Genomic DNA, 23998 nt, shown 5'->3' with positions numbered 1-23998 from the left:
AAATCCGGGCCTCAACGAAAAATAGATAAAGGTAACTATCATGATCATCCTTCACACGAATTTTGGTGATATTAAAATTCAACTTAATGAAGAAAAAGCACCAGAAACAAGCGCAAACTTTCTACAGTACTGCCGTGACGGTTTTTACGATAACACTCTGTTCCACCGCGTTATCGATGGATTCATGATTCAAGGCGGCGGCATGACCTCTGGCCTAAAAGAAAAAACAACTCGCGCAACGATTAAAAACGAAGCCAACAACGGCCTAAGCAATAAGATCGGTACTCTTGCCATGGCGCGCACTATGGATCCACACTCTGCAAGTTCTCAGTTTTTCATCAACGTGAACAACAACACATTCCTAGATTTTCGTTCAGAAAGCCGAGATGGCTGGGGCTACTGCGTGTTCGCTGAAGTGATCGAAGGTATGGATATTGTGAACAAAATAAAAGCCGTGAGCACAGGCTCTATGGGCATGCATCAAGATGTTCCACTAGAAGAAGTGTTCATTTCTGGCACAACCATCGAAGAGTAACGGTAAAAGGAGCGCTATGCGCTCCTTATTTTTATTATGCATACACTATTTATTTCTGATTTACACCTAAGCCCTTCTCGACCAGATATCACCGAGTGTTTTATCCGTTTCATGCGCGAAGAAGCCATTCATGCCGATGCACTGTACGTGCTTGGCGATCTTTTCGAATTTTGGATAGGTGACGATGATAATTCACCTTTCGCCAACCAAATAAAATCGGAATTTAAACAACTGACTCGCGAAGGGGTTGCTTGCTATTTTACTCAAGGAAACCGCGACTTCTTGCTTGGCAAACGATTTGCGAAAGAAACCGGAATCACTCTTCTCCAAGAAGAACAAGTAATTGACCTTTACGGAAAAAAAGCCGTGGTGTTGCATGGCGACACACTCTGTATTGACGATATAAAGTATCAAGCCTATCGAAAGAAGGTTCACCAGCCTTGGCTACAATGGGTATTTAATCGGCTGCCATTTTTTGTAAAGGTTCGTATTGTGGGTAAAGTACAGTCGGGCATCCATAATGATAAGCAAATGAAATCTATGGATATTATGGATGTTACACAAAGTGAAGTGGATAGAGTTCTGACCCAGTATGGGGTCGATTTAATGATTCATGGCCATACTCATCGACCAGAGATTCATCACAGAAATCAACTTCATGGCACCGCAACGCGAATTGTTTTGGGTGACTGGTACACCCAAGGTTCAGTCTTAGTCTATGCTAATGATGGTTACGAACTGCAAACTCGACCTTTTAGTTCTAAAAACTGACGACAAGTCGCACTCTGGTACTAATTGGTTTAAGTGGTCGAATCAAAAGTTAAGCTATAATAAGTATAATCAATAATATCAATAATTAGATAAGAGTCTTGCCTTGAAATACTCCTATATCGCCAGACAACCCATACTCGATCGTGACCGAAAAACTATCGGCTACGAGCTGCTATTTCGAGACGGTCCTAAGAACACCTTTCCAGATATAGACCCGGACTTAGCAACGAGCCGGTTACTCTCTGATCATTTTTTATCCACTCATTACAATACGCTGGGTAAGCATTTAGGGTTTGTCAATTTTCCTTATCAAAGCCTGATTAACCTCGTGCCTACGCTTTTTCCTGCGCAAAACTTGGTCGTTGAGGTATTGGAAGATTGCGAACCAACTTTAGAGTTATTAGAAGCAATTAAAAAGATGGCGAAGCTTGGTTACCGAATTGCGCTTGATGACTTTGTACCCAGTTCAGGCTGGCTCGTCTTCTTCCCCTATGTGTCAATTATCAAATTTGACATCCGTATCGTTCCCCTTGAAAAAGCCACTCGCTTTATTCAAAAACTTGGTGCGACGAAAATTGAGTTCCTTGCTGAGAAAGTAGAAACCTATGAAGAGTTTAAGCAAGCTAAAAAGGCGGGCTTTACCTATTTTCAAGGCTACTTTTTTAGCAAACCAGAGATGTTACAGCGCAAAGCGTTAGAGCCTGCATTTCTTACTGTGGTGCAACTGTTCAAAGAAATAGCCAAATCTAACCTCGATTACAAAGCCATTGAGGAGCTTGTCGCCACCGACCTGACCTTATCTTATAAACTGTTAACCTTTGTTAACTCATCCGCAACAGTCAGTTCAAAAATCCATTCATTTAAACAAGCGCTGATTTATCTCGGTGAACAACGATTGAGAAAGTTTATCTCCTTGGTTGCTATTGCTTCGACGCAAGAATCTAAACCGGACTATTTGTATGGTTTATCCATTCAAAGGGCAAGATATTGCGAGCTGATCGGTGTGAAAGCAAAAATGAACGTCGAACCCGGTTCGGCCTTCCTGACAGGAATGTTTTCGCTACTCGATAGCCTACTTGATCAACCTTTAGAAAGTATCATGGAAGAGATGCCTATCGACGAATACGTTAAACTTGCATTAATAGAAGGGAAAGGAGAATTAGGTCTGGTACTCGAGTTAACTCGAGCTTATGAACAGGCTGACTGGCAAAAGGTTGAGAAAATTGCTCATGCGTTAAATATCGAAGAGCCCGTAGTGAAAGAGTGTTACAACGAAGCTGTGAAATGGACAGCCGATTTACTGGGTGTCCACTCCTGAGTAGACATCGAGTTTAGATCTCCTTAAACTTCCCCGTCTTATCTGCATGGGCAATTTGAGAGGATTTATGAACCAATGCTATTGTGGTAGTCATTTAGATTACCAACACTGTTGTGAACCAATCCACAGAGATTCAGCTTTAGCCATCTATCCAGAACAACTGATGAGAGCCCGCTATAGTGCCCATGTTCTAGGCTTGGTTGATTTTGTCATCAATACCTATCATCCGAGTTGCAATGCACCACAGCAACGCGACGCGATTGAAGAATCAATCAACAGTCAATGGTGTGGGCTAGACGTCATCTCCGCAAGTATCCGCAACAACGAAAATGAAGGCTTCGTTCATTTCAAAGCCTATTACACACAGAATCAACAGCAATTTTGTCTGCAAGAACGTTCACGATTTATACGAGAAAATGGTATCTGGTTCTACATTGACGGTGAATTTCCACAGGAGAACACACCAACGAAGCTAGGACGAAATGACCCATGTCATTGCGGTAGCGGCAAGAAATTTAAGAAGTGTTGTGGGTAAGAGATTCAAAGTCACACACAGCTATGTGACTTTGGATTCTGGAATTATGGTGTAGTACGGAATAACCTATTCAGTATAAAGACCTTGCACAACCCAATCCAAAAACTCTCGTCTTTCTTCTTTTGAAGCTTTACTAAACCAAATTTTTAGCTGTAAGGCCGCTTCCGATTCAGTGTATTTTGTCGATTGAGCTGAAGTGCCCAACGATTTTAATTCGTCGGTCAAATGATGAAACTTTCCAGATTCAAAAATGACACCCTCTTTGCGGTTTTGTTTAATTGTCAAAGAACGAATATCTGAATAAGGCATCAGCGAACCATTTTCTGGCTCAAGACGATATTGTTTACTATCTGTGACTTCGACTCCGTTTTTCTTCAAAACAAAAATCGGCTCACTCTTAAACTGCTTTTCCTGAATAACTTCGTATCGACCCGAAACCAGCTCCACAGATAGCTTATCTCCAGCTTTAATCTCTGTTCGAATAACATAAGGGAGAGACGAGAAATACTCTGGCTTAGCCACTTTCTTTAAGCGACCAGCAAAGGTGAGAACCAGTTGGTTTTCACCATCAATAAATATTGGTTTTTCTTCATCCGTGAATAGCGCTTCATTCAGCACTTCCAAAGTAATGCCTCTTTGCAAATCAAGCGATTGAGATAATGAAGAAAAACTCACTAACATCAATAAACTTACAATAACGTTCTTTACCATTTTCACTTTTACAACTCCTATATGAAAAAAGCCAACGCTAAGCGTCGGCTTTTGTTCATCAAATTACTCGGATTAGAACGTGTAGTAAACACCTAGAGTAATATCTTGGTATTTGTTACCAGCAAAATCTTTCTTAGCTTTCGCTGTTTCATATTCAACAAAAACTAGCACGTTACTAGATACGGCATAGTCTACGCCAACAACCAAGTCTGTAACTTGAGCATCCAGCTTAGTTTTGTTGTTTACATCACTGAAGCTTACTAGCTTATCGAAATCACCGTATGCGTAAGTTGTATATAGGCGAAGATCATCAACTTTGTAAGACGCCGCCAAGTTCCATACATCGCCTTCTAAAGCAGCAAGTACTTTTTTATCTTTATCAGCTAGAGATACACTTTGTGTATCTACCGCACCAAGCGTACTTAAACCTTCAGTACTTAGATAAGTTGCCGCGAAGAAGAAACCAGCAACATCAACAGAAGCAGATACACCGAATGAACTTGCATCGTAGTCTTTTGCCACTTCGCTACTGTTGAATGAAGCACCAACAGAGAACATCTCCATCGCATAGTTAGCTGATAGGCCGTAAGAGTTATCTAGTTTGTCAGTGTTATTAGTATATACATCCGCAACTAAGGTTAGGCCACCAACAGGAGTCACTTTCAGTGCAAGACCTTCTGTTTTGCTTTCGTAAGGACGATCTAGACCGATGTAGTTGCCTTCGTTAGCAATATCGGTTTTTTGAATTGCATCAAAAGATTCTGCGAAATCACCAGTTTCACCAACAGCCACACCCCAGATATCGCCTTTCACACCGACATATAGGTCGTCGACTACTACCCCAGCAGAACCGTCACCTTCAAATTCGAAAGAACCAAAAGTGGTTAGGCCATTAGAAAGCTTATGAGAAGCATCTAGTTGGATTTTTGCCCAAGTAGAGAAATCAGCAGATTCTTTTGTTTTAACATCAGAAGCTGTTTTTTCTTTCTGAATTAGGTAAGCATCAATTTCGCCTTTAAGGCCAACTGAAGTGCTATCGTTAGAGTAAATTTCTGCTGCGTTAACTGAGCTTGCTGCCGCAAGCACTGCTAGTGCTAATAGAGTCTTTTTCATAATTAATCCACTGCCTTTTCTTATGTATGGGAATTCCTTATCCGGTTCCCTTTGTTTTTGCTGGCAACTTCCAAATTTAAACTCGGTTCGTTGCCGCCATTAAATCTCAAGGATTAGATTGCAAAAGATTATCCTGCATGTCAAATATCCTAAAAAATAAACAAAAATAAAGATAAAAATAATTAAAAACATATAGTTACATGATATTTTCATAAAATTACGGGCGACTTCCAAGCAAAAACATCACACAATCTAAAAACTAACAATCATGAAACATCAGAATTAAACACCAATAAAATTTAGCTTGGCAAGATTAAATATATGTTTATGTCATCATTTAACCCAATAGATAGTTTTATATTTTTCACAATGAGAATTAAACATAAGTTCCTGAAGGTTCAGTTTTTTTTTGTGAACAAGATCTAGATTTGATCTAAAAGCATACGATTTCGTGAACTGCGTATCCTTTAGTGAACTGTGCTAGACTCGGCACTCTGCTATTTAGGTCTGTGTATGCTTACAACAAAAATCCAAAAATCCATTCGGGATAGTTATCAAAACCTGCAATTTCAGCTCGAAAACTTCATTCCTCGTCGAGGACAAAATTATCTTGTTGCTGAGATTGCAAAAACATTGTGTGGTTCATATCACAAGTCCAACCGAATCTTGATTGCTGAAGCGGGTACAGGAATAGGGAAATCACTCTCCTATTTAATGGCAGCGGTTCCTGTTGCAGTGTTGAATAATAGAAAGGTTGTTGTTTCGACAGCCACAGTGGCACTTCAAGAACAGCTGATCAGCAAAGATTTGCCTTTATTTAGACGCATCACTGATCGTCAATTCTCTTTTATCCTTGCCAAAGGACGTCAACGATACTGTTGCACCGAAAAACTCGCGGCTGCGTGTGGGGTAGATGGATCACAAATTGCTCTGTTCGAATCAAAGCCACAAAAAAAAGACGTTGAATTATTCACCACCATGTATGAAAAACTGGCTCAAGGAAAATGGAACGGTGATCGCGACTCGTGGCCAAAAGCGATTAAAGATGAGTTATGGCAACTGATTGTTAGTGATAAGCATAGTTGTAATGGTAGCTTTGCTGGCCACAGAGATTGTCCTTTTCAAAAGGCGCGTTCGGAACTGGATAAAGCCGATGTCATTATTGCCAACCACAGCTTGGTCATGGCGGATGCTGACCTTGGCGGTGGTGTCATTCTGCCTGAGCCCGAAAACACCATTTACATTTTTGATGAAGCACACCACTTACCTCATGTAGCACGTGATCACGCTTCAGCGTCAGCAAGCTTGAAAGGCGCAGCTAGTTGGTTAGAAAAACTCAATCAATCCGTAACCAAGTTTTCAAGCTTAGCCGAAGAAAAACGAGTGGCACGTTTTCGTAACGAACTGCAAGAGACACTGCAACAACTTATCCCAAGCTTGAGCCAACTGACAAAGCAGTTTGTACCCGAACAATTTGAAGAAAAGCGATACCGTTTTGAGCATGGAGAACTGCCACAATGGCTTGAAGAAGAGTCTAAAACCTTGAAGCGGCTCTCTCAAAAAGCCAATCAATCTGTCGCTAAAATTGCGGACTTGATTGCTGAACGAGTTAAAGAAGGCGAACTCGCCGCTCGGTTGGCAGAACCAGCACTGACTGAATTAGGCTTTTATATTCAGCGTTTAGAGAACCTTGCCCAAGTATGGCTGCTGATGGCGGAGCCCAAGCGAGAGAAAGGAGCCCCTTTGGCACGTTGGCTTGAAATTCACCCTGAACGTGAAGGTGATTTCATTGTTAACGTTTCACCGCTAGAAATTGGTTGGCAACTTGATCAACAGATCTGGAGCCGCTGCATAGGCGCAATCTTAGTCTCTGCGACGATGCGAGCTCTTAACTCGTTCAGCTACTTTTGCTCGCAAGCAGGGATCAGTGAAAAGGCAGAAGATGGCACACGTTTCCTAGCACTCGCTTCACCGTTTGATTATCAAAATCAGGCCGAGTTACTCATTCCAGCAATGCGTTTTGAACCGCAAGCGAAAGAGTATACTGATTATCTGGTAGAGCGTCTCGCTGAGTTTATTCAGCCAAACAAAGCTAATTTAGTGCTGTTTGCTTCTTACTGGCAAATGCGCGAAGTGGCTGAAAAAATATCAGCAGATTTTGTTAAACGAGGCTGGGCGCTGCAAGTCCAAGGTGAAATATCACGCACAGAAATTCTAAATAAACATAAAATGCTAGTGCAGTGTGGTAAAACGAGCGTAATGTTTGGCACCAGTAGCTTTTCGGAAGGGCTAGACTTACCAGGAGAACTTTTGGAGAATCTGGTGATCACAAAAATTCCGTTTGCCGTACCAACCTCTCCAGTTGAGCAAGCTCACGCCGAATACATAGAGAAACGAGGTGGAAACTCTTTTATTCAGATAACCGTTCCTGAAGCCAGCAAAAAGCTGATCCAAGCCGTCGGGAGATTGCTGCGCAAAGAGCGTGATTCTGGTAGAGTCGTGATTCTCGATCGCCGAATCGTTTCAAAACGCTACGGAAAATCATTATTGGACTCGCTTCCTCCATTTAAAAGAACAATAGAATATTAGCTAGGGCTTAACACTACGCCCTTTCATCTCATTACTCAGGGCCGATTTTATTCATGGAATTTGTTGAGCCAACCACTTTGATTGTGTTGGCGCTTGTTGCTTTTATTGCTGGCTTTATCGATGCAGTCGCTGGCGGCGGTGGCATGCTTACTGTACCCGCGTTATTATCAATCGGTCTTCCGCCGCACATCGCACTAGGAACGAATAAGCTAGCGGCAACATTTGCCTCATCAACCGCCGCATTAACCTACTATCAGAAGAAGTTGTTTCAACCAAGCTGCTGGATCAGAGCTTTCATTGCCACCTTGATTGGCGCAACCATAGGTACTTTTGCTGTCGATGCGATCAGCACCGATTGGCTACAAAAAGTGCTGCCGCTCATTATTCTAGCGGCCGCTATCTATACGATATGGCATAAAACACCACATGCACACCAGGATGTCAGCCCGCCTCCCTGCCCTGTACTTCACAAAAAGCAGTATGCGCAAGGCTTGATACTTGGATTTTATGACGGGCTGGCAGGGCCAGGGACTGGCGCATTTTGGACAGTCAGTTCGATGGCGTTATACCGACTCAACATTTTATTGGCCTCTGGCCTTGCTAAAGCGATGAATTTTACCAGTAATGTAACGTCATTGGTTACCTTTGCCATTTTGGGGCATATTGACTGGGTGCTGGGACTGACTATGGGAGTTTGTTTGATGGCTGGAGCTTTTGTTGGCGCACATTCAGCGATTCGTTTCGGCGCTAAATTTATTCGTCCGGTGTTTGTGAGTGTGGTCAGTGTGCTTGCAATCAAGCTGACTTATGATGCGTGGTTTGCAGGCTTATGAACCATTTTTCTCAATTGAAGTCCTTAATTGAAGAGTTAAAACAACAAGCCGCCAGTGTTGACCGAACTCGTGGTGAACACCATCAGGCTCTGTTTGATGAGCGCCTGTTCCACTGTAAAGCGCACTTATTAATCCCTTGTGTTACGGAAGCAAAAGCGACCTTTGACTCCATCGTGCGCGAACAAGAGAGCCAACGGCTAACCAGTCAACGAGCTCAATATCTAACCGATCGACTGCTTGCACAAATTGCGGCAATCCAACGCGAAATATCGACAGTATCGATCAGAAAAAGTGAGCCCAAGCATCGCAGCTATTATCGCAAACCGATCAATGCGTTATATCAAGAGCTGGCCCAGCACCAAGAATGGGAGCGGAGGCTGATGGATATGGTGAGAGAAAAAGAACTCGGACTCAAGCAAACTTCTGCTGTTAGTCAGCAGCAAGCACAAAAAGCGTTATTAACGGTAGAGCAACGGCTCAAGCGTTGCCAAGAAGCTAAGGCTAAGATCGAAAAACAAATTACGTTCAGGGAGAAAAACCAATAACATGAATGATCCTACTGTACCGCTAGACGGCGCGTCTGAAGAGATAAAGCTCGCTGTCGATCTCATCTACTTATTAGAAACCAATCAGATTGAACCACACACCGCACTTGAAGCGCTGAAAATCGTACAGCAGGATTTATTGCGTAAACTGGATGATACTGCGAGAGAGTAAGAAGCAAACATCTACTTCTTACTCTTTCCAGCCGTTAGACTTTAAATTGTCCAACCAACTGTTGCTGCTTAGCCGAGAGTTGGCTTATCTGAGCACCAACCGATTCTGATTCACCGACCAGTGTCAATATCTGCGCGCTAAGATCACGAATATTGGATAGGCTGAGGTTGACTTCACCAGAGACGGCTTGCTGTTCTTGGGCCGCTTTTACAATCTGGCTATTCATATCGTTAATTGCTGAGATGGATTCAAACACTATTTCTAATTCAGCAACGGCCTTTTGGACTTGCATCGCAGTTCCATTTGCTAACGCGTTTCCTTGCTGGATCACCTCAACTACGCCCTCAGTACCTTGTTGGACTTTTTCTATCACTTTGCGTATTTCACCCACAGAATTCTGAGTCCGCTGGGCCAAATTACGTACCTCATCGGCGACAACAGCAAACCCTCGCCCTTGATCTCCGGCCCGAGCCGCTTCTATAGCCGCATTTAATGCGAGCAAATTGGTTTGCTGTGAAATTCCCTCAATGACCGTTAAAATTTCGGTAATATTGATATTGTTTTGAGCCAACTCTTCAACAACCGGCACCGCATCACTCATTCGCACCACCAGCTTATGCATCTCAGCTTCAGAGGCACGGATGACATCCTGCCCAGTCAGTGCGGAGTGATTAGCTTGCGAAGCGGCTTGCACCGCAGCCTCGGCATTTTGCACAACGAGACTTGCTGTTTGTGTCATTTCTTCAGAGGCAGTCGCCACCATATCCATCTCTTTAAATTGAGACTCACTACGGCTACGCGTTTGTACGGCAGACTGCCGTGCCTGTTCAGTCGTTTGAGCTACTTGGTTCGCACTTTCTACGATCTGCTGAATGATAGCCTGTAATTTGTCTAAAAACTGGTTAAAGCCGCGTGCCAAATCACCGATTTCATCATGACTACTGATGACAAGCCGCTGAGTTAAATCCCCTTCGCCAGAAGCAATATCTTGTAACCGCTCCACGACCGCTCGAATAGGTTTCACAATTTGGGTTGCAGCTAGCGCAATGATTGCGAGCCCTAAAAAGACTAGCAATGCGCCGACTAATAGCTCCGCTCTAACGCCATTCTCTACCTGTTGAGTAATGATCTGATCCAGTTGATTGGCATCAGCTAGCACACTCGATGTCGGCATTTCAAAAACCACGCCCCAAGTCTGGTTCGCCACCTGAATGGGAGCAAAGACAGACAACCACTGCCGATCTGAATTCCATTGAGAATGGACTTTACCCTCGGCTAGAAGATTGGCAATCTCTTTTGTAGTCAAAACTGAATCAGCCAGTGGCGCGCCTAAGGTTAATTCACGCTCATCAGTCGCAATAAGCGTGTTATTTAAGCTGACAATAAAGACCTTACCATTACCGCCAAATAGACTTTGATCTGAACTCAGTGCAATCGCTACCAGTGGGCTAAGTTTTAAATCGATGCCAAAAAAGCCAATCGCAACGCCATCAATCAAAATGGGCACAGAGAGAGAAGAAGTAAGAAACGTTTCATTATCTTGAATCACGATTTTAGGCGATGAGATACATGCACTAGCGGTTGTTAACGGGCAGGCGAAACGCTCACTGTTTCCTTCATCCTTCAATGCCACTTCGCTTAATACATTTGCCACCACATTTTCACCATTGGAGGACGTTATCCAGTATGCAGCGAATCGACCTATTTCATTTGAGCCTACATAGTCAGCATTCTGGTAGTTGTCATCCTCGCTATCGAGCAAATTTGGCTTAAAGACGAGATAAGCCCCCTGAACATTGGGATAATTGACTACCGTCTTGCGAACCATTTCATCTAAAGATGTCCTTAACGCTTCGCTTTCACCAAAATTTTCTTCGGTATTTGATTTGAAAAACAAGGCCGTATCAGCAAGCATTTGAGCCCGATACATGGCTTCACTGAGATATTCAGATACTTCGGTGGCATTGAGCCGCGCCCGAGTTTCTAATAACTGCTGCGATTTATTGATCACAGAATCTGAACTTTGTTGTTTTATTGCTTGTTGGTTATTCACTGCGTTATAAACAGAAAAACCAATGAGAGACAATGACGTAATTAACAGGCAAAGGCCGGCTAGAAGGGTTATTTTCCATTGAACCGAAAGTGTTCGCATACTACATCCTTATGCTGCGCTAATAGGGTTTTCAGACGAAATGGTGACGACTTTAATTAGAGCATATTGACTTGAGAGATCAATCGTAAGTTTACATAAATGTTAATAAAAATATCCTTTCTGACTATTCAAAAAGTTTACGTATTACAATTGATTCGCTTTTCGTCTTGTCCTTGCGCCTTGAAATGGTAACATCTTGCGCACAACTCATCTTAAGGATCCCTTATGAAAGTCATCAGTTTTAATTTCAATGTGAAATGAAATCGCAATAAAAACAAAAACTTAAAAGCAATAAAATTCATCAATGGCGATAAGGTGGCGACAAATTTATTTTTGCTTACTCTCTTTTATACTTCTCTACCATTCAACGGAATCGCGCTTTTCGTCTTGCTTTTTTACTTTCGCCCTGCCCTATTTTTAGTTCTTCCGTCATGAACAAAATTGAAAAAATGTTTTCCCGTGCAAAATGGGCTTGAGCCATTGCGGCGCTTGGCTTTGTCTACACAAAAAGAGATCTTCGATTTACTAAACAGATCATCAAAAACCCTCACGGAAAATAAAACAAACCTTTACTTTCAATTACTTAAAAATTAATACGCGATCTTTTTAGATCATTGTTTTTCAATTTACTGCAAATAATTTCAATTGTTGAAATTTTTAAATGCCCTTTTTACCCTTATTTTCTGCCCCTTTACAACTCCGCAAGCCCCTTTCTATATAAGGCTTGGCGGTATGGTTTGCCCTTTTCGCTACGGCCTGATTTTTCGCAACTCAAAAACTGTAAAAAAAGTGATCGAAAAAGCGCGCAGGCGGGTGTAGAGGAGCGCGGATTCCGTCCGCGAGAGACTCCTTTACGTGGCGCTGTGCTGCCTGTTTCGGCTGTGGGTGCGTGATGCGCGATTTAGGTTGATGCGGACATAAAGAAACGCAGCCGATTGGCTGCGTGTGTTGTGGTGGGTTTGGTGGCTAGTGCGTTATTCTATGGGCCAACTTCCGGCAGAACTTCCCGATGATACCGATGCTTTTGCGTTCGCTGTTATCTCATCAACAATGGCATTCGCCAAAGCTGTTGCTAGTTCGTCTGACTTTGCGTGATTGCCCGTGGTCGTAAAGCCCTGCCCTTGCAATTCAGTGATGATTCTTTGCTTTAATGAGCTTTTGCTTAGTGCCATTATTTACCTGCCTTAACTGTTGCCGATAAGTCTGAATGCGGCTTGCCTGTGAATGCGCAGATACAATCACCTTGCACTACGCCTTTGCCGCCGTTCATTGTGATTAAGTCAGCGGTAAAGCGCATGTTCTTTGCCGATGCTTCCCAGTCTTTCTCTATCACTTCTAGTCTGTTGCCCATTACTTTTAGTTTGTCGTCTTGCGCTATGACAATGTTTCTTAGCTTACCGATCACTTCAATCAATTCGCCTGCGGTAGCTATATGCATGTTGCCTAGGCTTCCTAGCTCGATGTTATCACCTGCTAATAACTCAATAGCTCCCAGTGCTTCGATTAGCTTTTTGCCTATGATGTTCTCTTTGCTGTGTTCGTCTACGCTTATGCTGTGTTGACCAAACTCGGCTTGGTATCTATCTGCCTTATCATGCTTTGCAAATGCTTCTTGGGTTTGGCTTTGGTCGGTTTTCTCGGTGGTGTTGCCTGCGGCATCAACACGGCGGCTTACTTCTTCGCGTTGCTGTTGAAGTTGTTCACCTGGTGCTATTGTTGGCAGCGCATATTCACGACCGTACATGCCGCGAATAATTGGCCTGTCGTTACGGCCATACGCGAATGCGATTTCTACTAGCGTTCCTTCCAGTGGGTACGCTAACAAGCCTGACTCATGGCCGCTCATGTTAACCGGCAGCGGAACCGACCGATAAACAGGCACTTTGACATCTGGCATCATGTTTTCATCTAACACTTGAACGTCGATTGCGTAACGTGGCCGGAATGGGTCAGCGGTTTGCCCTGCTTTTGCGGTGTCTCTTACTGCTTCTACTCTGCCAAACTTGGGCAAATGATAGCCTGCGGCCAGCTCTGGAAAGCTGTCTAATGTTTCACGCTTTTTTGCTGGCACTTCATTTTGTGATGAAAGCCAGTGCGCGGTCATATCATCATCAAACAGTTCGATTTTTGTGATGCGATTGCCATTGACTGTTCGACCGGGGCGAATCATCGGGAACGGTACGAAGGTAAAGCTGTTCGCATTTTGTCTTGTGCTGAATTCGCTTGGCACTGACATTGGCTTGTTGTAGAAATGGCTGTCTTGATATGAACTAAAATAAATTTGTTGGTCTACGTCTTGAAACCACACGCAATCATCAATATTGAATGCTTTGGCGATTTGCTCTAAACATTGATAGCCGTCACCTTGGCTGACGAAATTCGGGATCACTGCTTTTGTGTAGTCGGCATCTGGCAGTTTGAATTCTAAGCCAGTGAGATCACTTAACCGATTGAGTATGTCTGCGATGGTTGGGTGTTCAATGCTCACCGTCCAACGTTGACTTAAAATGCCGGCGTATTCCTTAACGACGATTTTTTGATATCCGTTTGGCGCAGGTTGAATTTTTTCGATGAACCCTTCAAACCATGGCGCGGTATTTTCTTGATAGCCGATGTCAAAGCGCACCGCTTGGTTTTCTGCCAGCGGCTGCTTTGATTTGATGACAAACACGGCTTTACTGCCAAGCGATAGCTTTAGGCTGACTTTGTTGCTTGTCAGCGCTACTTCTTCATTGGCAATAAACAGACGTTTGCTTAACTTCATTTTGCCGCCTCGTTATTGGCTTCTAGCGCTTGCTTAAACCGTGTATTTTCGCGTTGCTCTGGCTTGGTTTGGTCTTTTGCGCGTTGTTCTTTTTGCTCTGCTACGCTGTTGTGCTCACGCAGTTTGAACGACACACGCCACGCCAGTGGGTTTTCTTGCTGTACTGCTGAGAATTTACCAACAAATTTCACGTTGCGAACTTTGAACGCGTTGGCCACATCGTTGACGACTCGGTAAATTTTGCGATCACCGTTTTCGTCTTTGGCGTTACTCATGCTTTCTAGCAAAGTCAGCTTTTCCAGATCACGAAATGCAATCAAGCCCGAAATATCAAGCATGGCGGCTTTTTCGCCTTGTTCTGCATCGTCTGTGAATGATGACTGGCCGGACATGTCTTGGCTTTTGAATTCTCGCTCAAAGCTGACCAACACGTTTTTAATGCCGAAGGTTGTGCCGTCTAGTGCGAACATAGCAGCTCCTCAAAAAATGCCAGATGGCGATCACTTAACATCACACTGGCTAAGGTATGTTGATGATTATTTGGCGCACCCGCTTGAACTAATTGTGTTGCGATGCTTTCTGGCGTTCCGCTGAGGGCGAATGAATACACGCTGCCTTTTAGCTGCTTGAGTGCGTTTATCTGTGCGCTGACTTCACTCAGCTTTTCACTGCGCTTGGTAGCTAATGCGCTGAGTTTGCCGATCACATTCGTGCTGTCACTGGCCAGTGATTCAAGAGTGGCGATTTGCGAACCTTGTAGCGCTAAGTAGTCACGCAATGGGCTGGCGTTGATATTTGCCGATGGCTTAAAGCGTGGCTGGACAATGGCCGCAGGCTGTTGAAACTTGTCGCGTTCATTGGTGGTCATGGCTTGCGCTTGCCTTGCTACTTGGCACCAATCCGGCAGGTTAAAGACACTGACTAGTTCGGCTAGTTGGCTTGCAAAACTCGTCATGCTTGATGCAGTTACCATGATTGCTACGGCGTAAATTTGGCCTTTTGGCCTATGGGTGTCGGAAAGGTCACGCAGTTTGTTAGCTATTATTTTTACGGCGGTTTGCGGGTTTAAGTACGCACCTGAATCTAACTTGCTGCCCACTTGGAATTGATATGGGCCAACTGTTAGCACTGTGCCGTGATTAAGTAGCGATTGCAGATCACCCCGCAACCCAAGCAGTGCTTGCGCTTCAGCGCTTAGCGAGTGACGCCCGAAATTGGCGTCACTGTTGAGTGGTGTTAAGCGGCTAACCGCCCCATTCATTACCGTGCCGACTTGGCTTGTGACCGCCTCGGCACTGGTTTGAATGGTTTGGGCGCTAGTTGGCCATGTTAGCGATGAAGTTTGCCACATGGTTTAGGCCTCTGGCGGGGTTGGCCAAGGGTTTTCAGATCGTATCTTTAGATACAGCGCGTTAGCTTGTAGTCGATATTCTTCTGCTTTTGCTTCGTCACCTTCAATGTCTAGAATGCGCTTGCCTTCGTTAGCAAGACGATCAACATCAAGATAAAGATAAGCGCGCTTGTCAGTCACTTGCTGCACTTGTGCTTGATACTGATTTTGCAAGTTCGTTACCCACTCATCATTAATCCATTCATCAAAGCGAGTTTTGGGAACATCTAGCGTGTAGTCGTCAGTCACTAACGTTTTATCATCAAACTCTTTTTGCTGTGTGCAGTCTGATTTTAGATAAGCAGTGACTTTGCCCGTGAAAATAATTAGCTCGCCATCTTTCACGAACGCTTTGCGACCTTCCATTTTTGCAGCTAACGCGTCGTTGTATTGCTGTTCGGTGATTTCGATTGCGCCCTCTGCGTACGTGAGTAACAGCGCATCATCAATGGCGTAAAAATTATTAGTCATTATTTAACCCTCATCAAATATTTATAACCAATTGCAAATGTTTGATTTCGCGCGCCTGTCGGAACAGTGTTAGAAGCAGCAAAAACTATAGATTGATCTGTCGTCAGTGAAAGGGATGAGTCGAGTGATATCGGGTTGTAAGTGGCTTCAGCTTTGGAAGTTAGGCCGAACGCGCCATCAGCAGACAAAGCAATATTTGCCCCAGTAACAGTTGCCCTACGAACCCCGAATGTACCTTCAATATCTCTTATTGTGTCATTAAAAACTTTTCCACTTGTAATTGATGGAGACACAACTGACTCCATTGTATTTAACATCTCAATCTTAGTGCCGCGCAGGGGCGACTCAGGCATGTCGATTGTGTACTTGATAACAAGATTTGGCGCTACTCCTGACACTTCTTTATTAATGAGAACGCCGTCGTTATATGGGTCAGCATCAGTAAGCACAACGTAACGAAATCTTGGATCATTTGTCGGCGGCAGATTGCCAATGTGCGGGAAAGGCGAGCCGATTGGGATTGATGCGTATTGATAGCCTGTGTCGTAAGGTACTAAAGTGACGCCTTCTGGCTCAGTAGATGAAGTATCAAGTATCCCTACGAGCGTTTGACTGATCAATGGCACAGAGTTTTGTACAACAGTGAGTACGCCCGGGAATGATGTCGAACGATTAAACCATAGTTCATAAATAAGGGGAGAAATCTGTTTTATGTAAAACCTTGGGTCGTTAACGCCTAGAATCTTTGGTGTAATCACAGCTTCAAATGAGCTGCCTCGCTGACCCAGTGAAATTTCTGCGCTAAATCGACGTGTAGAGGCGTAGTTTGAACCACCAAAAACAGAGATAGAAACCGCATCACCATCAGTAGCAGTACCCCCATTTACTACAGCTATTTTTACCCACACGGCTGGGTTCCGAATGGAGTATGATTGGGGTAACACTCTATCCCATACTTGCTGTGTACCACCTGGCATAACAGCCCCACCATTATCCGGCCCTGACGCTGCGCAAGCGATATAGCGCAAACCATTGCGAACTACTTCTTCACCGATGCTGTAGTTGACAAATGCAGACCACGGCTGCTTTAGTGCTTCCAAACCACCCTTAACCCGCCAGTCAACCACTGAACCATCAGCATTAATTCCGGCTAGTTTTGCTACATAGTGCTTGCGGCCTGCTTCGTCTACATGGTCATTTAATGGGGTGGTTGAGACTTTAATCGTTAGCGTGTTTTCCCATGCTGACAATGCGGTACCGTCTCGGACCACATCGATATAAATTCCGTTGGGTTTGGTGGTGATGGTTTGCAACACTTCGCCTGAAAGTACGGCGCGCAGGCCACCGACATACACCACCCCCGGTGTGATTTTGTATTTGTTCGGGTCGGCTTGCTGGGTTACGTCGAAGCCGTCTACAAATGCGGTGTGGCCGTAGTTGTCTAGGCAGGCTAGGCGCAAATCTTCATCCATGCCTTTCAATCTGGCTTGGTAGTCAATTTGCCATGTGGCTGCGTCTTGCGTTACGCCCACAATTTGCGCGGCGTTGACGTACTCCATCATTAGCGAACGCGTCACCTCGCTTCCTAGCTCTTTGTTTTCTTTGGCCTTGTGCACCACCATACCGCAAGAATTTGGCACGTTTTTATCGCGCAGGTAAATGGCGTTAAAAATGAATTCAGCGTCACTTTTGATGATTGCTGAATACACTAGTGCGCCATCGCCAAGCTTACCTAGTTGGTCGATGTCTTGTTGGTGCACCCATGTCGCCAAATTGGGCAAACCTTGGGTTGGATCTATTGGCTGACTTGGGTCTAAATCTGGTATGTAGGCGAATATCATTTCGTTCATGTCAGGCGCTAGACCAACGCTGATTTGGTTTTGCATGTATTTTGCGAATTCATTCGGAACTTCAGTTTGGCTCATTAGTTACTTCCCATTGTTGCTCTGAATAGTTGCTGACTGCTCGACATTGATGTCGGCTTGATTACAAGTTCTATTGCTTCTTTTTTCTCTGCCTTGTAAATAGCGAACGAGTGAGAAAACTCACCACTGCGCATGTGTACAGTTGCAGGGTATGTCACTTGGAAGCGATAGCGGCGGCAGGTTCTGCCGTATTGTTCGATCAGCACTTGCACTAGTTTGCTGTTCTGTGAAATGGCGCTGTCGGTTAGTTCGATGGTGCACACGTCCCATTCGATCACATCTTCACGTTCTTTGAATGCGACAATGCCAATACCCAACCTTTCAAAAATGCGCTTAAACCCGGCCACGCTGCCTGCATCTTTCGCGTTGATGGCGGCGAACTTTACGCGCTTGCGAAATAGCGTTAGCGGTTCGTTTTCAAAGCGGGTGATGTCTCTGTCCCACGCCATTAAATTAAGCAGCGATTCGCTACAGGTTAATGAGTCCATTTGGCGCAATGGGAATAACAGCCAAGCGCGAACCATTAGCCAGAAACTGAACACCCCTTTTGACAGAAAGTGCGGTTCTTTGAGTTCTTCGGCGGTTGTGCTGCCGTCTTGCCACCATGGAATCACCACTTCTGGCAGTTCTGGCGCGTTGTTCGGTTCGCTCATTACTCGGCCTCGATAACTGAAAGTGATTGTAAGCGTGGCTGCGCCAGTAGGCTCACGATGTCTTTTTGCACTTCACCATCCACGGTGATGCGTACTGATTCGACTTCAAGCATGTTGTTGTGAATTTCGGTACCCAGTTCTGACACACTAAATCGGCTTTGTGGCCTTGCTCTGGTCATTTCTGGGTAGGCTTCGGTTTCACGGAACGCGGCGCGAATTCTGTCTTCGACTTCTAGCAGTTCGTTAATTTTTGCCATGTCACTGGTGTTTTTCTTGAACACGACTTCAGCAATGACGACATGCTGAGTTTCGTACATGGCTTTACACGTCAGCACGTCACCGTGCCCATGGTGGCCTTGCGCCATGATGTGATCATTCAACTGGTCAAGTATTGGCTGTGGCGTTGGCCCCACTTCCATGACAATTAATGCGTTGGCGGTAGCGGGTGTGATATGGCCTGTGTTTTCAAAGTAGATGTTGTCACTACGAATACCCGCCACGCTTGAAATGATGGAGCGATACACATCATCAATGTGCCATTGTCCGGAACTGGTGAACGCGTTTTGTAGGCGCAGCGCTAATTCTTCGCCGGTTTCTGGGTTTGCACCTAATGTGGTTATCCATTCGGGCTCGTTCACGGCGGCAATGATGCCGGGGATTTCTTTTTGGATGATGTTGAAATAACCCGCTGGCAGGTTGTAGGCTTGGCCCTCGCCCACGGCTTCGGCTAATACTTTGCCCGTTGCTTCACCTGCGTTGATCACGGTTTCTTCCAGCACTGCCACTTCATAAACCACGCCATTAATGGGCAGGGTTTGGATGATGGCTCCGGCTTCTACGGTGACGGCATCGGCGGCATTGGCTTTGGTGAGTGTGATATAGCCTTGGGCTTTTACTGCACCTTTTGGCGTGATGTTGTATTCCCATGCTTTTAGCTCTAATGCCCAACGCTGCGCGGTGCCAACGAACATGTTTGGCATAACATAACCCGCGAGCAACACACGAATCAACCAGACGCAAGGCGTAACCACGGCGGCGCGAACCCAACGCCAAAACGGTGACATTTTAGAGTCGTTAGAGACTTCACTGCCTGCGCCTGTGACTTCGGTTTTTAGTTTGGCTTCGAACTCGTCTTCAGTAACCGGCACATCTGACTGAGCCAGAATGTCGATAAAGTCGGCGGTTGGTCTTTTACCGTTACTCATTTACGGGTACCTCGATGTTAATAGTGCCGCTGTAGTCGTAGGCTTGTGCGGTGAGTGTGATGTCACCTGCGTTTTGTTCCGTGGCGACTGCGGTGCCGGGGATAATGCGCGTATCTCTTTCGGCTTTTTGTTCGATTTGTACTAACACGTCAGCGCGTAGCACTGGGTTGCGTTCTGCAATTAACTTGCGCGCTAGGCCGCTTTCCATGATGTCGTGCTTTACGTCTTGAGCGATGCTGTATAAGTCGCTGCACTTTTGCGGCTGTTGGCCTGCGTCCATTTGCCAACCGCCGTCGATCACTTTGATGTCGACATATCTTTTATCCGGCATCTAAGTCTCTCCTTTCTTCGACGTCTTCAAATGAGAAACCGTTAGTCGTCGTCACATAAATATCGCCATAATTTCTGCTATTCACGGTCTGGCGGCTTTGTGTGCTGTTGAGGTTTTGCACCATCGCAGGGTTTAGCGCTGGCGCGTTCTGTGGGTTTTTGTAGTCAATGACGGATGTGTCAGTGTTGGCCACATCAATCGAATTAGATAAAGTTCCGCTGACTTCTGGGATGTCTTTAAGATCACTAACACCAAGATCAAAGTTAATATCAATGCCGGGGATTTTATTGATTAGTTGTAAGAACTGCTCTAACGCCATCATGACTAACTTGATTGGCATTAAAATGCCCTGAAAAACAGTGCCAATGATGAAACCCACCATTTGTCCTGCGCTTGCGAAAGAGCTTAAACTTTCTGAAGCAGCATCAATCGGAGTCAGTAACTTCACAACCCAATCAAACACCCAACTGATAGCGCTACCTATTAACTTGAATGCTAAAATTAGCGGTTCAAATAATGTCGCAACGCCTGAAGCTTCAATAAACCCGCTAATAAAGCCATCTAAAAAAGCCCCTATGTAATCTTTAAAAACCCAAATGGCGGCGGCGGCCGCAATGATTCCAGCGACTATCCATGTGATAGGGTTTGCCCAAAACGCCGCGTTCAGTAGCCACGTTTTCAATGTGAGCATTTGAGTTGCCGCACTTAACACTTTTAGCGAACTACTCAAACCAAGCATGGTCACGGCCCAGCCGCCGGACATCATTTTAGCGATGCCCATGACGAGCGAGAGCGAAGCCACCACACCGCCTAGCGATAACGCACCGATGGCGGCATAACCGAGGTATTCGGTTAGTAGTGGGTATTCACTGGTTAATGAGGTGAGCCACATCAAATGGTCAGCAATACTTCCAGCAACAGCATTATAGGCAGGTAATACATAGCTGAATGCGGCGGCACGAATAGCAAACCATGAGGCTTCAAGCCGTTGAGATTGGTCGGTCATGGCTTCGGCCATTTTTAAAGCAGTATCCATGGAGGAGTTTTTATCCAACTCAACAATACTATTGCCTAGGGATGCTGTTTTATCTTGTAAGTTTTGGATTAACTTAACTGCTTCACCAGAACCAAACGCTGTAAATAAAACATCATATTGATCATCTGAAGACAAATGGCCTGTATTTTTTTTAATTGATTCAAGTATGTCTACCATCGGTAGCATTTTCCCGTATGAATCAAAAAATGATAACCCTAATTTCTTTTGAGCTTTGACTGCACCGCCAATGAATGCTGTATATTTTGTCGCCGCCTCTCCGCCTCCCATAGTAGCGGACAGCATACCCAAAACTGACATTTGCTCCGCCATGTCCACGCCCATAGCCGTAGCCGAAGAACCTAAGGAGCTAAATGCTTGAGACATTTTATTACCATCGGTCTTAAACATCTGAACGGCTTGTGCTGTCATTCCGGTTACACGCTCAACCCAATTAGAATTACCTAAGTTAGCGGCGTCTTTTTCGAAAATACCATACATAGTACCCATGTAATCCGTAATGGTTGCGGTATCAGCTTTTGTGGCAGCGGCTAAAATTGCGGAGCTTTTAGTAAAATCAGAAAGTTCCGTTCCTTTCAATCCCGCAATTGCAGATTGAATATCATAAGCCGCACCAACAAACTCCGTAGATGATTTCCCGTACTCTCCTGAGAAATCCAAAGCTGTCTTTTTTAAATGCTCTAACGTATCAGCCGCTACATTTAGCGATTTCACTTCACCAATTTTACGGTTGATTTCAATAGCGGGCATTAATGCGTTTTGAATGGCGAAACCTGTTGCAACTAAACCTGCTCCACCTGTCACCATGTCTTGCATGCCGCTTTTACCGACATTCATGGCTCCTTGGATTTCTTTGGTGATGCCCTGCAATGGTTTGGTGATTTGGTCAATCAAACCTATTTGCATGAGTAGTTTTTCATTCATCAGCGTTTAACCATTCTCAATGTTTAAAAAGTTTTGCTATTGCTGTGCCTACGGCTATTTCCATGCGCTCTTTTTCGTGCTTATCAAGCCACAAGGCGCGGGCTAGGTTTTGCGGGTCATCATCTTCGTTTGGGAAGTAATAACGACGCAGGGCGAACGCTTGTTCTAAGCCGTTTTGTTCAATGCGTTCGACCTTGTTTTTTAGTTTTTTAGCGTGATGGTGATGCCACCTTTTGAGGCTTCATGCACTTTGCTATGCAGCTCTACCGCTAAACCCGGAACGGTGTTTAATAGTTCAACCAGTTCAGCTTTTTTCTCACTTTCAACGGTGCGTTCTAAGTAAGTGCGAGCAGGGGCGACTTTGTTATCCGGCATGACTTCGTTGGTGTAGTTGTTTGCATCGTTCACTGTGGGTTTGAAAATGAATTCAAGGCCGTTGATTTCTACAGTGACGGGTTTGGTTGCGAATGCAGCTTTGCTCATTGTGTTTCTCTCTCTGTTTGTTGTTCGTGCTGTGCACGCCAATTTAAATAGTCTTCAATTTGTGAATGGCACTCTTTGAGTGCGTGTTTTAGCTTTGGAATGTCTTCGCTTACCACTTCTGGCCATGTGCCGATAACTGGCGGCTTATGGCAAGGAACTAACATTCCCGCAGGTGGCAATTTTACTATCACCTGCGTTGAAACGGTTTCAGTAGGGCTCGCGCAAGCGGTCAGTAACAGTGCTAGGAATATGGCATTCAACGTTTGCCAACTGGGCTTTAAGTGTTGCCATGTCTGCATTGAGCTTTTCCTCTGCTTGTATCTGTTGCCGCTTGCGCTGCACTAACAGTTGGTTGGTTTGTTCGGCCTCGCCTTTTAGGATCCCGATGGTTTTTAAGTTGCTTTGGTTATCCGCTTGGGCTTTGGTTAGCTGTTCGTTCAATGCGGTTTGTTTGATTTGGCTTGCGTCTAGCTTTAGCCATAACACCCAAACCGCGACAAGCAAGGCGGCAACGCTTAGGTATTTAATCCACTTCCATGCAGCGAGCATTTTCTAATCCCCTTCGAGTTACTAAGCCATCTAGGACAATGCCTTGTGACTTAACCCACTCCGGAATATGTCCGCATGCTTTTATAAATCGCCCGTCTCTAATTGCCTGGTATATTCGTGTGTATGATCCATCGTCATTCACACGAAACTTCGTACATCCAAAATTAAACACAAATGACGTAAACGCATCGAACTGGCCTTGATTCATTCGTCGCCCTGAATAACTTTCAGCCTCTGTGACGCATCTTTCAGCCTCTTTGATGTTCTTCACCCAATCTTTTGCGACCTGCTCAAGTGTCACCACTTGGTTTGGTACGCCATGAGTGTTACCAATTCCGTTTGTTTTTAAACCCGCAGGGCATCGATAAGGTTCTTGCCTGCATCCTTCGGCATTGCCAATCAGCTCTAAACCTTTAGGGCTAATCCGCAGTTCACCTAGGCTCTGCCCTTCGATCACTACTTGACCAACGGGTTTGATGAATTCGTCACCGTACAGCGCTGCGCCACCAGTGACTAAGCCGATCACCGCTGCGACTGAGCAAATGATTCTGTTAGCTAACTTCATTGAGAAATACTCCTTTTTCTCTGGCGATTTTCTGCATGGCTCTTTTGTGCCAAACGTTGGCCAGTAGCGCCCCCACACCGATCAAAATCGATACGAGGAAGTACCATTGTTCTAGTGTCATGGAACTGAGCAAAACGCCCGTTCCTGACATGAAATACGCGATATAACTTGTAAGCCTGTCGTACCAATCTGACATTTAATTCACTCCTTTCTTGCTTGGCAGGGAGTGCAATACAGGCAACCTTTTATGGCTTCTCTTCTTGCCTGCGGGATTTCTTGATCACACTCAAGGCAATGGGTTCGGCTTTGGCGAAGGGCATTACCTGCCCTTGCCAGTTGGTTGGCCAGTGCCACTTGTTGGAATTTGGCTTCCGTATCGCTTGCGACATCTATTACATCCGCCATGGTTG

28 protein-coding genes are annotated in these 23998 nt (G+C 44.9%); 8 read left to right on the top strand and 20 right to left on the bottom strand.

The genetic code is table 11. The features are described 5' to 3' along the window. Positions 1-40 precede the first annotated feature (40 nt). The 4 genes from AACQ75_RS13105 (at position 41) to AACQ75_RS13090 (ending at position 3159) form a co-directional block, all read left to right on the top strand. On the top strand, positions 41-535 hold the full coding sequence (locus AACQ75_RS13105; RefSeq protein ID WP_010319203.1) for a peptidylprolyl isomerase: 495 nt from the start codon (positions 41-43) through the stop codon (positions 533-535). Positions 536-571: 36 nt separating this feature from the next. After that, a complete protein-coding gene (gene lpxH / locus AACQ75_RS13100; protein WP_019280922.1) occupies positions 572-1306 on the top strand; it encodes a UDP-2,3-diacylglucosamine diphosphatase in 735 nt (244 codons plus the stop codon). A gap of 103 nt (positions 1307-1409) precedes the next feature. Further along, positions 1410-2624, top strand: a complete 1215-nt coding sequence (locus tag AACQ75_RS13095; protein WP_096036249.1) for an EAL and HDOD domain-containing protein — start codon at positions 1410-1412, stop codon at positions 2622-2624. Between the two features lie 67 nt (positions 2625-2691). Further along, entirely contained in the window at positions 2692-3159 is a 468-nt protein-coding gene (locus tag AACQ75_RS13090) for a YchJ family metal-binding protein (protein ID WP_170888794.1), read from the top strand. A 66-nt stretch (positions 3160-3225) separates the two neighbouring features. Here the strand turns inward: AACQ75_RS13090 and AACQ75_RS13085 are convergent, their stop codons facing one another. Both AACQ75_RS13085 and AACQ75_RS13080 read right to left on the bottom strand, forming a co-directional pair. Further along, the gene (locus AACQ75_RS13085) at positions 3226-3870 is read right to left on the bottom strand and encodes a DUF2057 family protein (protein ID WP_017045198.1); all 645 of its coding nucleotides are present in this window, start codon (positions 3868-3870) and stop codon (positions 3226-3228) included. 72 nt (positions 3871-3942) lie between these two features. Beyond that, complete coding sequence (locus AACQ75_RS13080) at positions 3943-4983, bottom strand: porin (RefSeq protein WP_064625530.1); 1041 nt, start codon at positions 4981-4983, stop codon at positions 3943-3945. 513 nt (positions 4984-5496) lie between these two features. Between AACQ75_RS13080 and dinG the strand changes: the two genes are divergently transcribed. From dinG to rsmS, 4 genes are read left to right on the top strand one after another with little or no spacing between them, the layout of a single operon-like run. Continuing rightward, positions 5497-7572: an ATP-dependent DNA helicase DinG gene (gene dinG, locus AACQ75_RS13075; RefSeq protein WP_170888793.1), complete on the top strand. Its 2076-nt coding sequence runs from the start codon at positions 5497-5499 to the stop codon at positions 7570-7572. A gap of 53 nt (positions 7573-7625) precedes the next feature. Then, positions 7626-8405: a sulfite exporter TauE/SafE family protein gene (locus AACQ75_RS13070; RefSeq protein WP_094147022.1), complete on the top strand. Its 780-nt coding sequence runs from the start codon at positions 7626-7628 to the stop codon at positions 8403-8405. Continuing rightward, positions 8402-8950, top strand: coding sequence for a primosomal replication protein PriC (gene priC, locus AACQ75_RS13065; RefSeq protein WP_094147023.1), 549 nt, complete (start codon positions 8402-8404; stop codon positions 8948-8950). The genes AACQ75_RS13070 and priC overlap by 4 nt, the downstream gene beginning before the upstream one ends. A gap of 1 nt (position 8951) precedes the next feature. Beyond that, entirely contained in the window at positions 8952-9122 is a 171-nt protein-coding gene (gene rsmS / locus AACQ75_RS13060) for a pleiotropic regulatory protein RsmS (RefSeq protein ID WP_013856554.1), read from the top strand. 34 nt (positions 9123-9156) lie between these two features. Here the strand turns inward: rsmS and AACQ75_RS13055 are convergent, their stop codons facing one another. From AACQ75_RS13055 to AACQ75_RS12980, 18 genes are all read right to left on the bottom strand, one after another. Next, positions 9157-11274 carry a methyl-accepting chemotaxis protein gene (locus AACQ75_RS13055; RefSeq protein ID WP_170888792.1) on the bottom strand — a complete coding sequence of 706 codons (2118 nt, stop codon included), beginning with the start codon at positions 11272-11274 and terminating at the stop codon, positions 9157-9159. Between the two features lie 974 nt (positions 11275-12248). Beyond that, positions 12249-12446, bottom strand: coding sequence for a hypothetical protein (locus AACQ75_RS13050; protein ID WP_168522543.1), 198 nt, complete (start codon positions 12444-12446; stop codon positions 12249-12251). Further along, positions 12446-14038 carry a hypothetical protein gene (locus tag AACQ75_RS13045; RefSeq protein WP_170888791.1) on the bottom strand — a complete coding sequence of 531 codons (1593 nt, stop codon included), beginning with the start codon at positions 14036-14038 and terminating at the stop codon, positions 12446-12448. The genes AACQ75_RS13050 and AACQ75_RS13045 overlap by 1 nt, the downstream gene beginning before the upstream one ends. Then, positions 14035-14508, bottom strand: coding sequence for a baseplate complex protein (locus tag AACQ75_RS13040; protein ID WP_170888790.1), 474 nt, complete (start codon positions 14506-14508; stop codon positions 14035-14037). The genes AACQ75_RS13045 and AACQ75_RS13040 overlap by 4 nt, the downstream gene beginning before the upstream one ends. Then, positions 14496-15389, bottom strand: a complete 894-nt coding sequence (locus AACQ75_RS13035; RefSeq protein WP_170888789.1) for a hypothetical protein — start codon at positions 15387-15389, stop codon at positions 14496-14498. Before AACQ75_RS13035 ends, AACQ75_RS13040 begins: the two co-directional genes overlap by 13 nt. Before the next feature lie 3 nt (positions 15390-15392). Further along, positions 15393-15899, bottom strand: a complete 507-nt coding sequence (locus AACQ75_RS13030) for a phage tail protein (protein WP_170888788.1) — start codon at positions 15897-15899, stop codon at positions 15393-15395. Continuing rightward, a complete protein-coding gene (locus tag AACQ75_RS13025; protein WP_170888787.1) occupies positions 15899-17824 on the bottom strand; it encodes a phage tail-collar fiber domain-containing protein in 1926 nt (641 codons plus the stop codon). Before AACQ75_RS13025 ends, AACQ75_RS13030 begins: the two co-directional genes overlap by 1 nt. Continuing rightward, positions 17824-18477 (bottom strand): phage tail protein, encoded by a 654-nt coding sequence (locus AACQ75_RS13020; protein ID WP_170888786.1) that lies wholly within the window; start codon positions 18475-18477, stop codon positions 17824-17826. The genes AACQ75_RS13025 and AACQ75_RS13020 overlap by 1 nt, the downstream gene beginning before the upstream one ends. Then, positions 18477-19682, bottom strand: a complete 1206-nt coding sequence (locus AACQ75_RS13015) for a baseplate J/gp47 family protein (protein WP_170888785.1) — start codon at positions 19680-19682, stop codon at positions 18477-18479. Before AACQ75_RS13015 ends, AACQ75_RS13020 begins: the two co-directional genes overlap by 1 nt. Then, positions 19675-20013 carry a DUF2590 family protein gene (locus tag AACQ75_RS13010; RefSeq protein WP_170888784.1) on the bottom strand — a complete coding sequence of 113 codons (339 nt, stop codon included), beginning with the start codon at positions 20011-20013 and terminating at the stop codon, positions 19675-19677. The genes AACQ75_RS13015 and AACQ75_RS13010 overlap by 8 nt, the downstream gene beginning before the upstream one ends. Beyond that, positions 20003-21991 carry a phage tail tape measure protein gene (locus AACQ75_RS13005; protein WP_249339357.1) on the bottom strand — a complete coding sequence of 663 codons (1989 nt, stop codon included), beginning with the start codon at positions 21989-21991 and terminating at the stop codon, positions 20003-20005. Before AACQ75_RS13005 ends, AACQ75_RS13010 begins: the two co-directional genes overlap by 11 nt. Positions 21992-22007: 16 nt before the next feature. Further along, entirely contained in the window at positions 22008-22142 is a 135-nt protein-coding gene (locus AACQ75_RS18170) for a DUF6890 family protein (RefSeq protein WP_445285788.1), read from the bottom strand. 50 nt (positions 22143-22192) lie between these two features. After that, positions 22193-22474, bottom strand: coding sequence for a putative phage tail assembly chaperone (locus tag AACQ75_RS13000; RefSeq protein WP_094164586.1), 282 nt, complete (start codon positions 22472-22474; stop codon positions 22193-22195). Continuing rightward, the gene (lysC, locus tag AACQ75_RS18165) at positions 22471-22773 is read right to left on the bottom strand and encodes an Rz1-like lysis system protein LysC (protein WP_445285787.1); all 303 of its coding nucleotides are present in this window, start codon (positions 22771-22773) and stop codon (positions 22471-22473) included. Before lysC ends, AACQ75_RS13000 begins: the two co-directional genes overlap by 4 nt. Further along, entirely contained in the window at positions 22682-23023 is a 342-nt protein-coding gene (locus tag AACQ75_RS12995; RefSeq protein WP_170888783.1) for a hypothetical protein, read from the bottom strand. The genes lysC and AACQ75_RS12995 overlap by 92 nt, the downstream gene beginning before the upstream one ends. Further along, the gene (locus tag AACQ75_RS12990; RefSeq protein ID WP_170888782.1) at positions 22998-23588 is read right to left on the bottom strand and encodes a lysozyme; all 591 of its coding nucleotides are present in this window, start codon (positions 23586-23588) and stop codon (positions 22998-23000) included. The genes AACQ75_RS12995 and AACQ75_RS12990 overlap by 26 nt, the downstream gene beginning before the upstream one ends. After that, the gene (locus AACQ75_RS12985) at positions 23575-23784 is read right to left on the bottom strand and encodes an HP1 family phage holin (protein ID WP_094150658.1); all 210 of its coding nucleotides are present in this window, start codon (positions 23782-23784) and stop codon (positions 23575-23577) included. Before AACQ75_RS12985 ends, AACQ75_RS12990 begins: the two co-directional genes overlap by 14 nt. A 5-nt stretch (positions 23785-23789) precedes the next feature. After that, positions 23790-23993, bottom strand: coding sequence for a TraR/DksA C4-type zinc finger protein (locus tag AACQ75_RS12980; protein WP_094150660.1), 204 nt, complete (start codon positions 23991-23993; stop codon positions 23790-23792). Positions 23994-23998: the final 5 nt, after the last annotated feature.

Origin of the sequence: Vibrio sp. B1-2 (assembly GCF_963888445.1) — a bacterium.
Taxonomy (GTDB): Bacteria; Pseudomonadota; Gammaproteobacteria; order Enterobacterales; family Vibrionaceae; genus Vibrio; species Vibrio anguillarum.
The sequence above is the reverse complement of the archived record's forward strand: the minus strand, read 5'-3'. Positions and strand labels throughout refer to the sequence as shown.

What these genes read in the sequence shown, in the direction of transcription:
- AACQ75_RS13105 (WP_010319203.1), top strand. Translation starts at nt 41, where the DNA reads ATGATCATCCTTCACACGAATTTTGGTGATATTAAAATTCAACTTAAT.
- lpxH (WP_019280922.1), top strand. Translation starts at nt 572, where the DNA reads ATGCATACACTATTTATTTCTGATTTACACCTAAGCCCTTCTCGACCA.
- AACQ75_RS13090 (WP_170888794.1), top strand. Translation starts at nt 2,692, where the DNA reads ATGAACCAATGCTATTGTGGTAGTCATTTAGATTACCAACACTGTTGT.
- AACQ75_RS13085 (WP_017045198.1), bottom strand. Translation starts at nt 3,870, where the DNA reads ATGGTAAAGAACGTTATTGTAAGTTTATTGATGTTAGTGAGTTTTTCT.
- AACQ75_RS13080 (WP_064625530.1), bottom strand. Translation starts at nt 4,983, where the DNA reads ATGAAAAAGACTCTATTAGCACTAGCAGTGCTTGCGGCAGCAAGCTCA.
- dinG (WP_170888793.1), top strand. Translation starts at nt 5,497, where the DNA reads ATGCTTACAACAAAAATCCAAAAATCCATTCGGGATAGTTATCAAAAC.
- AACQ75_RS13070 (WP_094147022.1), top strand. Translation starts at nt 7,626, where the DNA reads ATGGAATTTGTTGAGCCAACCACTTTGATTGTGTTGGCGCTTGTTGCT.
- priC (WP_094147023.1), top strand. Translation starts at nt 8,402, where the DNA reads ATGAACCATTTTTCTCAATTGAAGTCCTTAATTGAAGAGTTAAAACAA.
- rsmS (WP_013856554.1), top strand. Translation starts at nt 8,952, where the DNA reads ATGAATGATCCTACTGTACCGCTAGACGGCGCGTCTGAAGAGATAAAG.
- AACQ75_RS13055 (WP_170888792.1), bottom strand. Translation starts at nt 11,274, where the DNA reads ATGCGAACACTTTCGGTTCAATGGAAAATAACCCTTCTAGCCGGCCTT.
- AACQ75_RS13050 (WP_168522543.1), bottom strand. Translation starts at nt 12,446, where the DNA reads ATGGCACTAAGCAAAAGCTCATTAAAGCAAAGAATCATCACTGAATTG.
- AACQ75_RS13045 (WP_170888791.1), bottom strand. Translation starts at nt 14,038, where the DNA reads ATGAAGTTAAGCAAACGTCTGTTTATTGCCAATGAAGAAGTAGCGCTG.
- AACQ75_RS13040 (WP_170888790.1), bottom strand. Translation starts at nt 14,508, where the DNA reads ATGTTCGCACTAGACGGCACAACCTTCGGCATTAAAAACGTGTTGGTC.
- AACQ75_RS13035 (WP_170888789.1), bottom strand. Translation starts at nt 15,389, where the DNA reads ATGTGGCAAACTTCATCGCTAACATGGCCAACTAGCGCCCAAACCATT.
- AACQ75_RS13030 (WP_170888788.1), bottom strand. Translation starts at nt 15,899, where the DNA reads ATGACTAATAATTTTTACGCCATTGATGATGCGCTGTTACTCACGTAC.
- AACQ75_RS13025 (WP_170888787.1), bottom strand. Translation starts at nt 17,824, where the DNA reads ATGAGCCAAACTGAAGTTCCGAATGAATTCGCAAAATACATGCAAAAC.
- AACQ75_RS13020 (WP_170888786.1), bottom strand. Translation starts at nt 18,477, where the DNA reads ATGAGCGAACCGAACAACGCGCCAGAACTGCCAGAAGTGGTGATTCCA.
- AACQ75_RS13015 (WP_170888785.1), bottom strand. Translation starts at nt 19,682, where the DNA reads ATGAGTAACGGTAAAAGACCAACCGCCGACTTTATCGACATTCTGGCT.
- AACQ75_RS13010 (WP_170888784.1), bottom strand. Translation starts at nt 20,013, where the DNA reads ATGCCGGATAAAAGATATGTCGACATCAAAGTGATCGACGGCGGTTGG.
- AACQ75_RS13005 (WP_249339357.1), bottom strand. Translation starts at nt 21,991, where the DNA reads ATGAATGAAAAACTACTCATGCAAATAGGTTTGATTGACCAAATCACC.
- AACQ75_RS13000 (WP_094164586.1), bottom strand. Translation starts at nt 22,474, where the DNA reads ATGAGCAAAGCTGCATTCGCAACCAAACCCGTCACTGTAGAAATCAAC.
- lysC (WP_445285787.1), bottom strand. Translation starts at nt 22,773, where the DNA reads ATGCAGACATGGCAACACTTAAAGCCCAGTTGGCAAACGTTGAATGCC.
- AACQ75_RS12995 (WP_170888783.1), bottom strand. Translation starts at nt 23,023, where the DNA reads ATGCTCGCTGCATGGAAGTGGATTAAATACCTAAGCGTTGCCGCCTTG.
- AACQ75_RS12990 (WP_170888782.1), bottom strand. Translation starts at nt 23,588, where the DNA reads ATGAAGTTAGCTAACAGAATCATTTGCTCAGTCGCAGCGGTGATCGGC.
- AACQ75_RS12985 (WP_094150658.1), bottom strand. Translation starts at nt 23,784, where the DNA reads ATGTCAGATTGGTACGACAGGCTTACAAGTTATATCGCGTATTTCATG.
- AACQ75_RS12980 (WP_094150660.1), bottom strand. Translation starts at nt 23,993, where the DNA reads ATGGCGGATGTAATAGATGTCGCAAGCGATACGGAAGCCAAATTCCAA.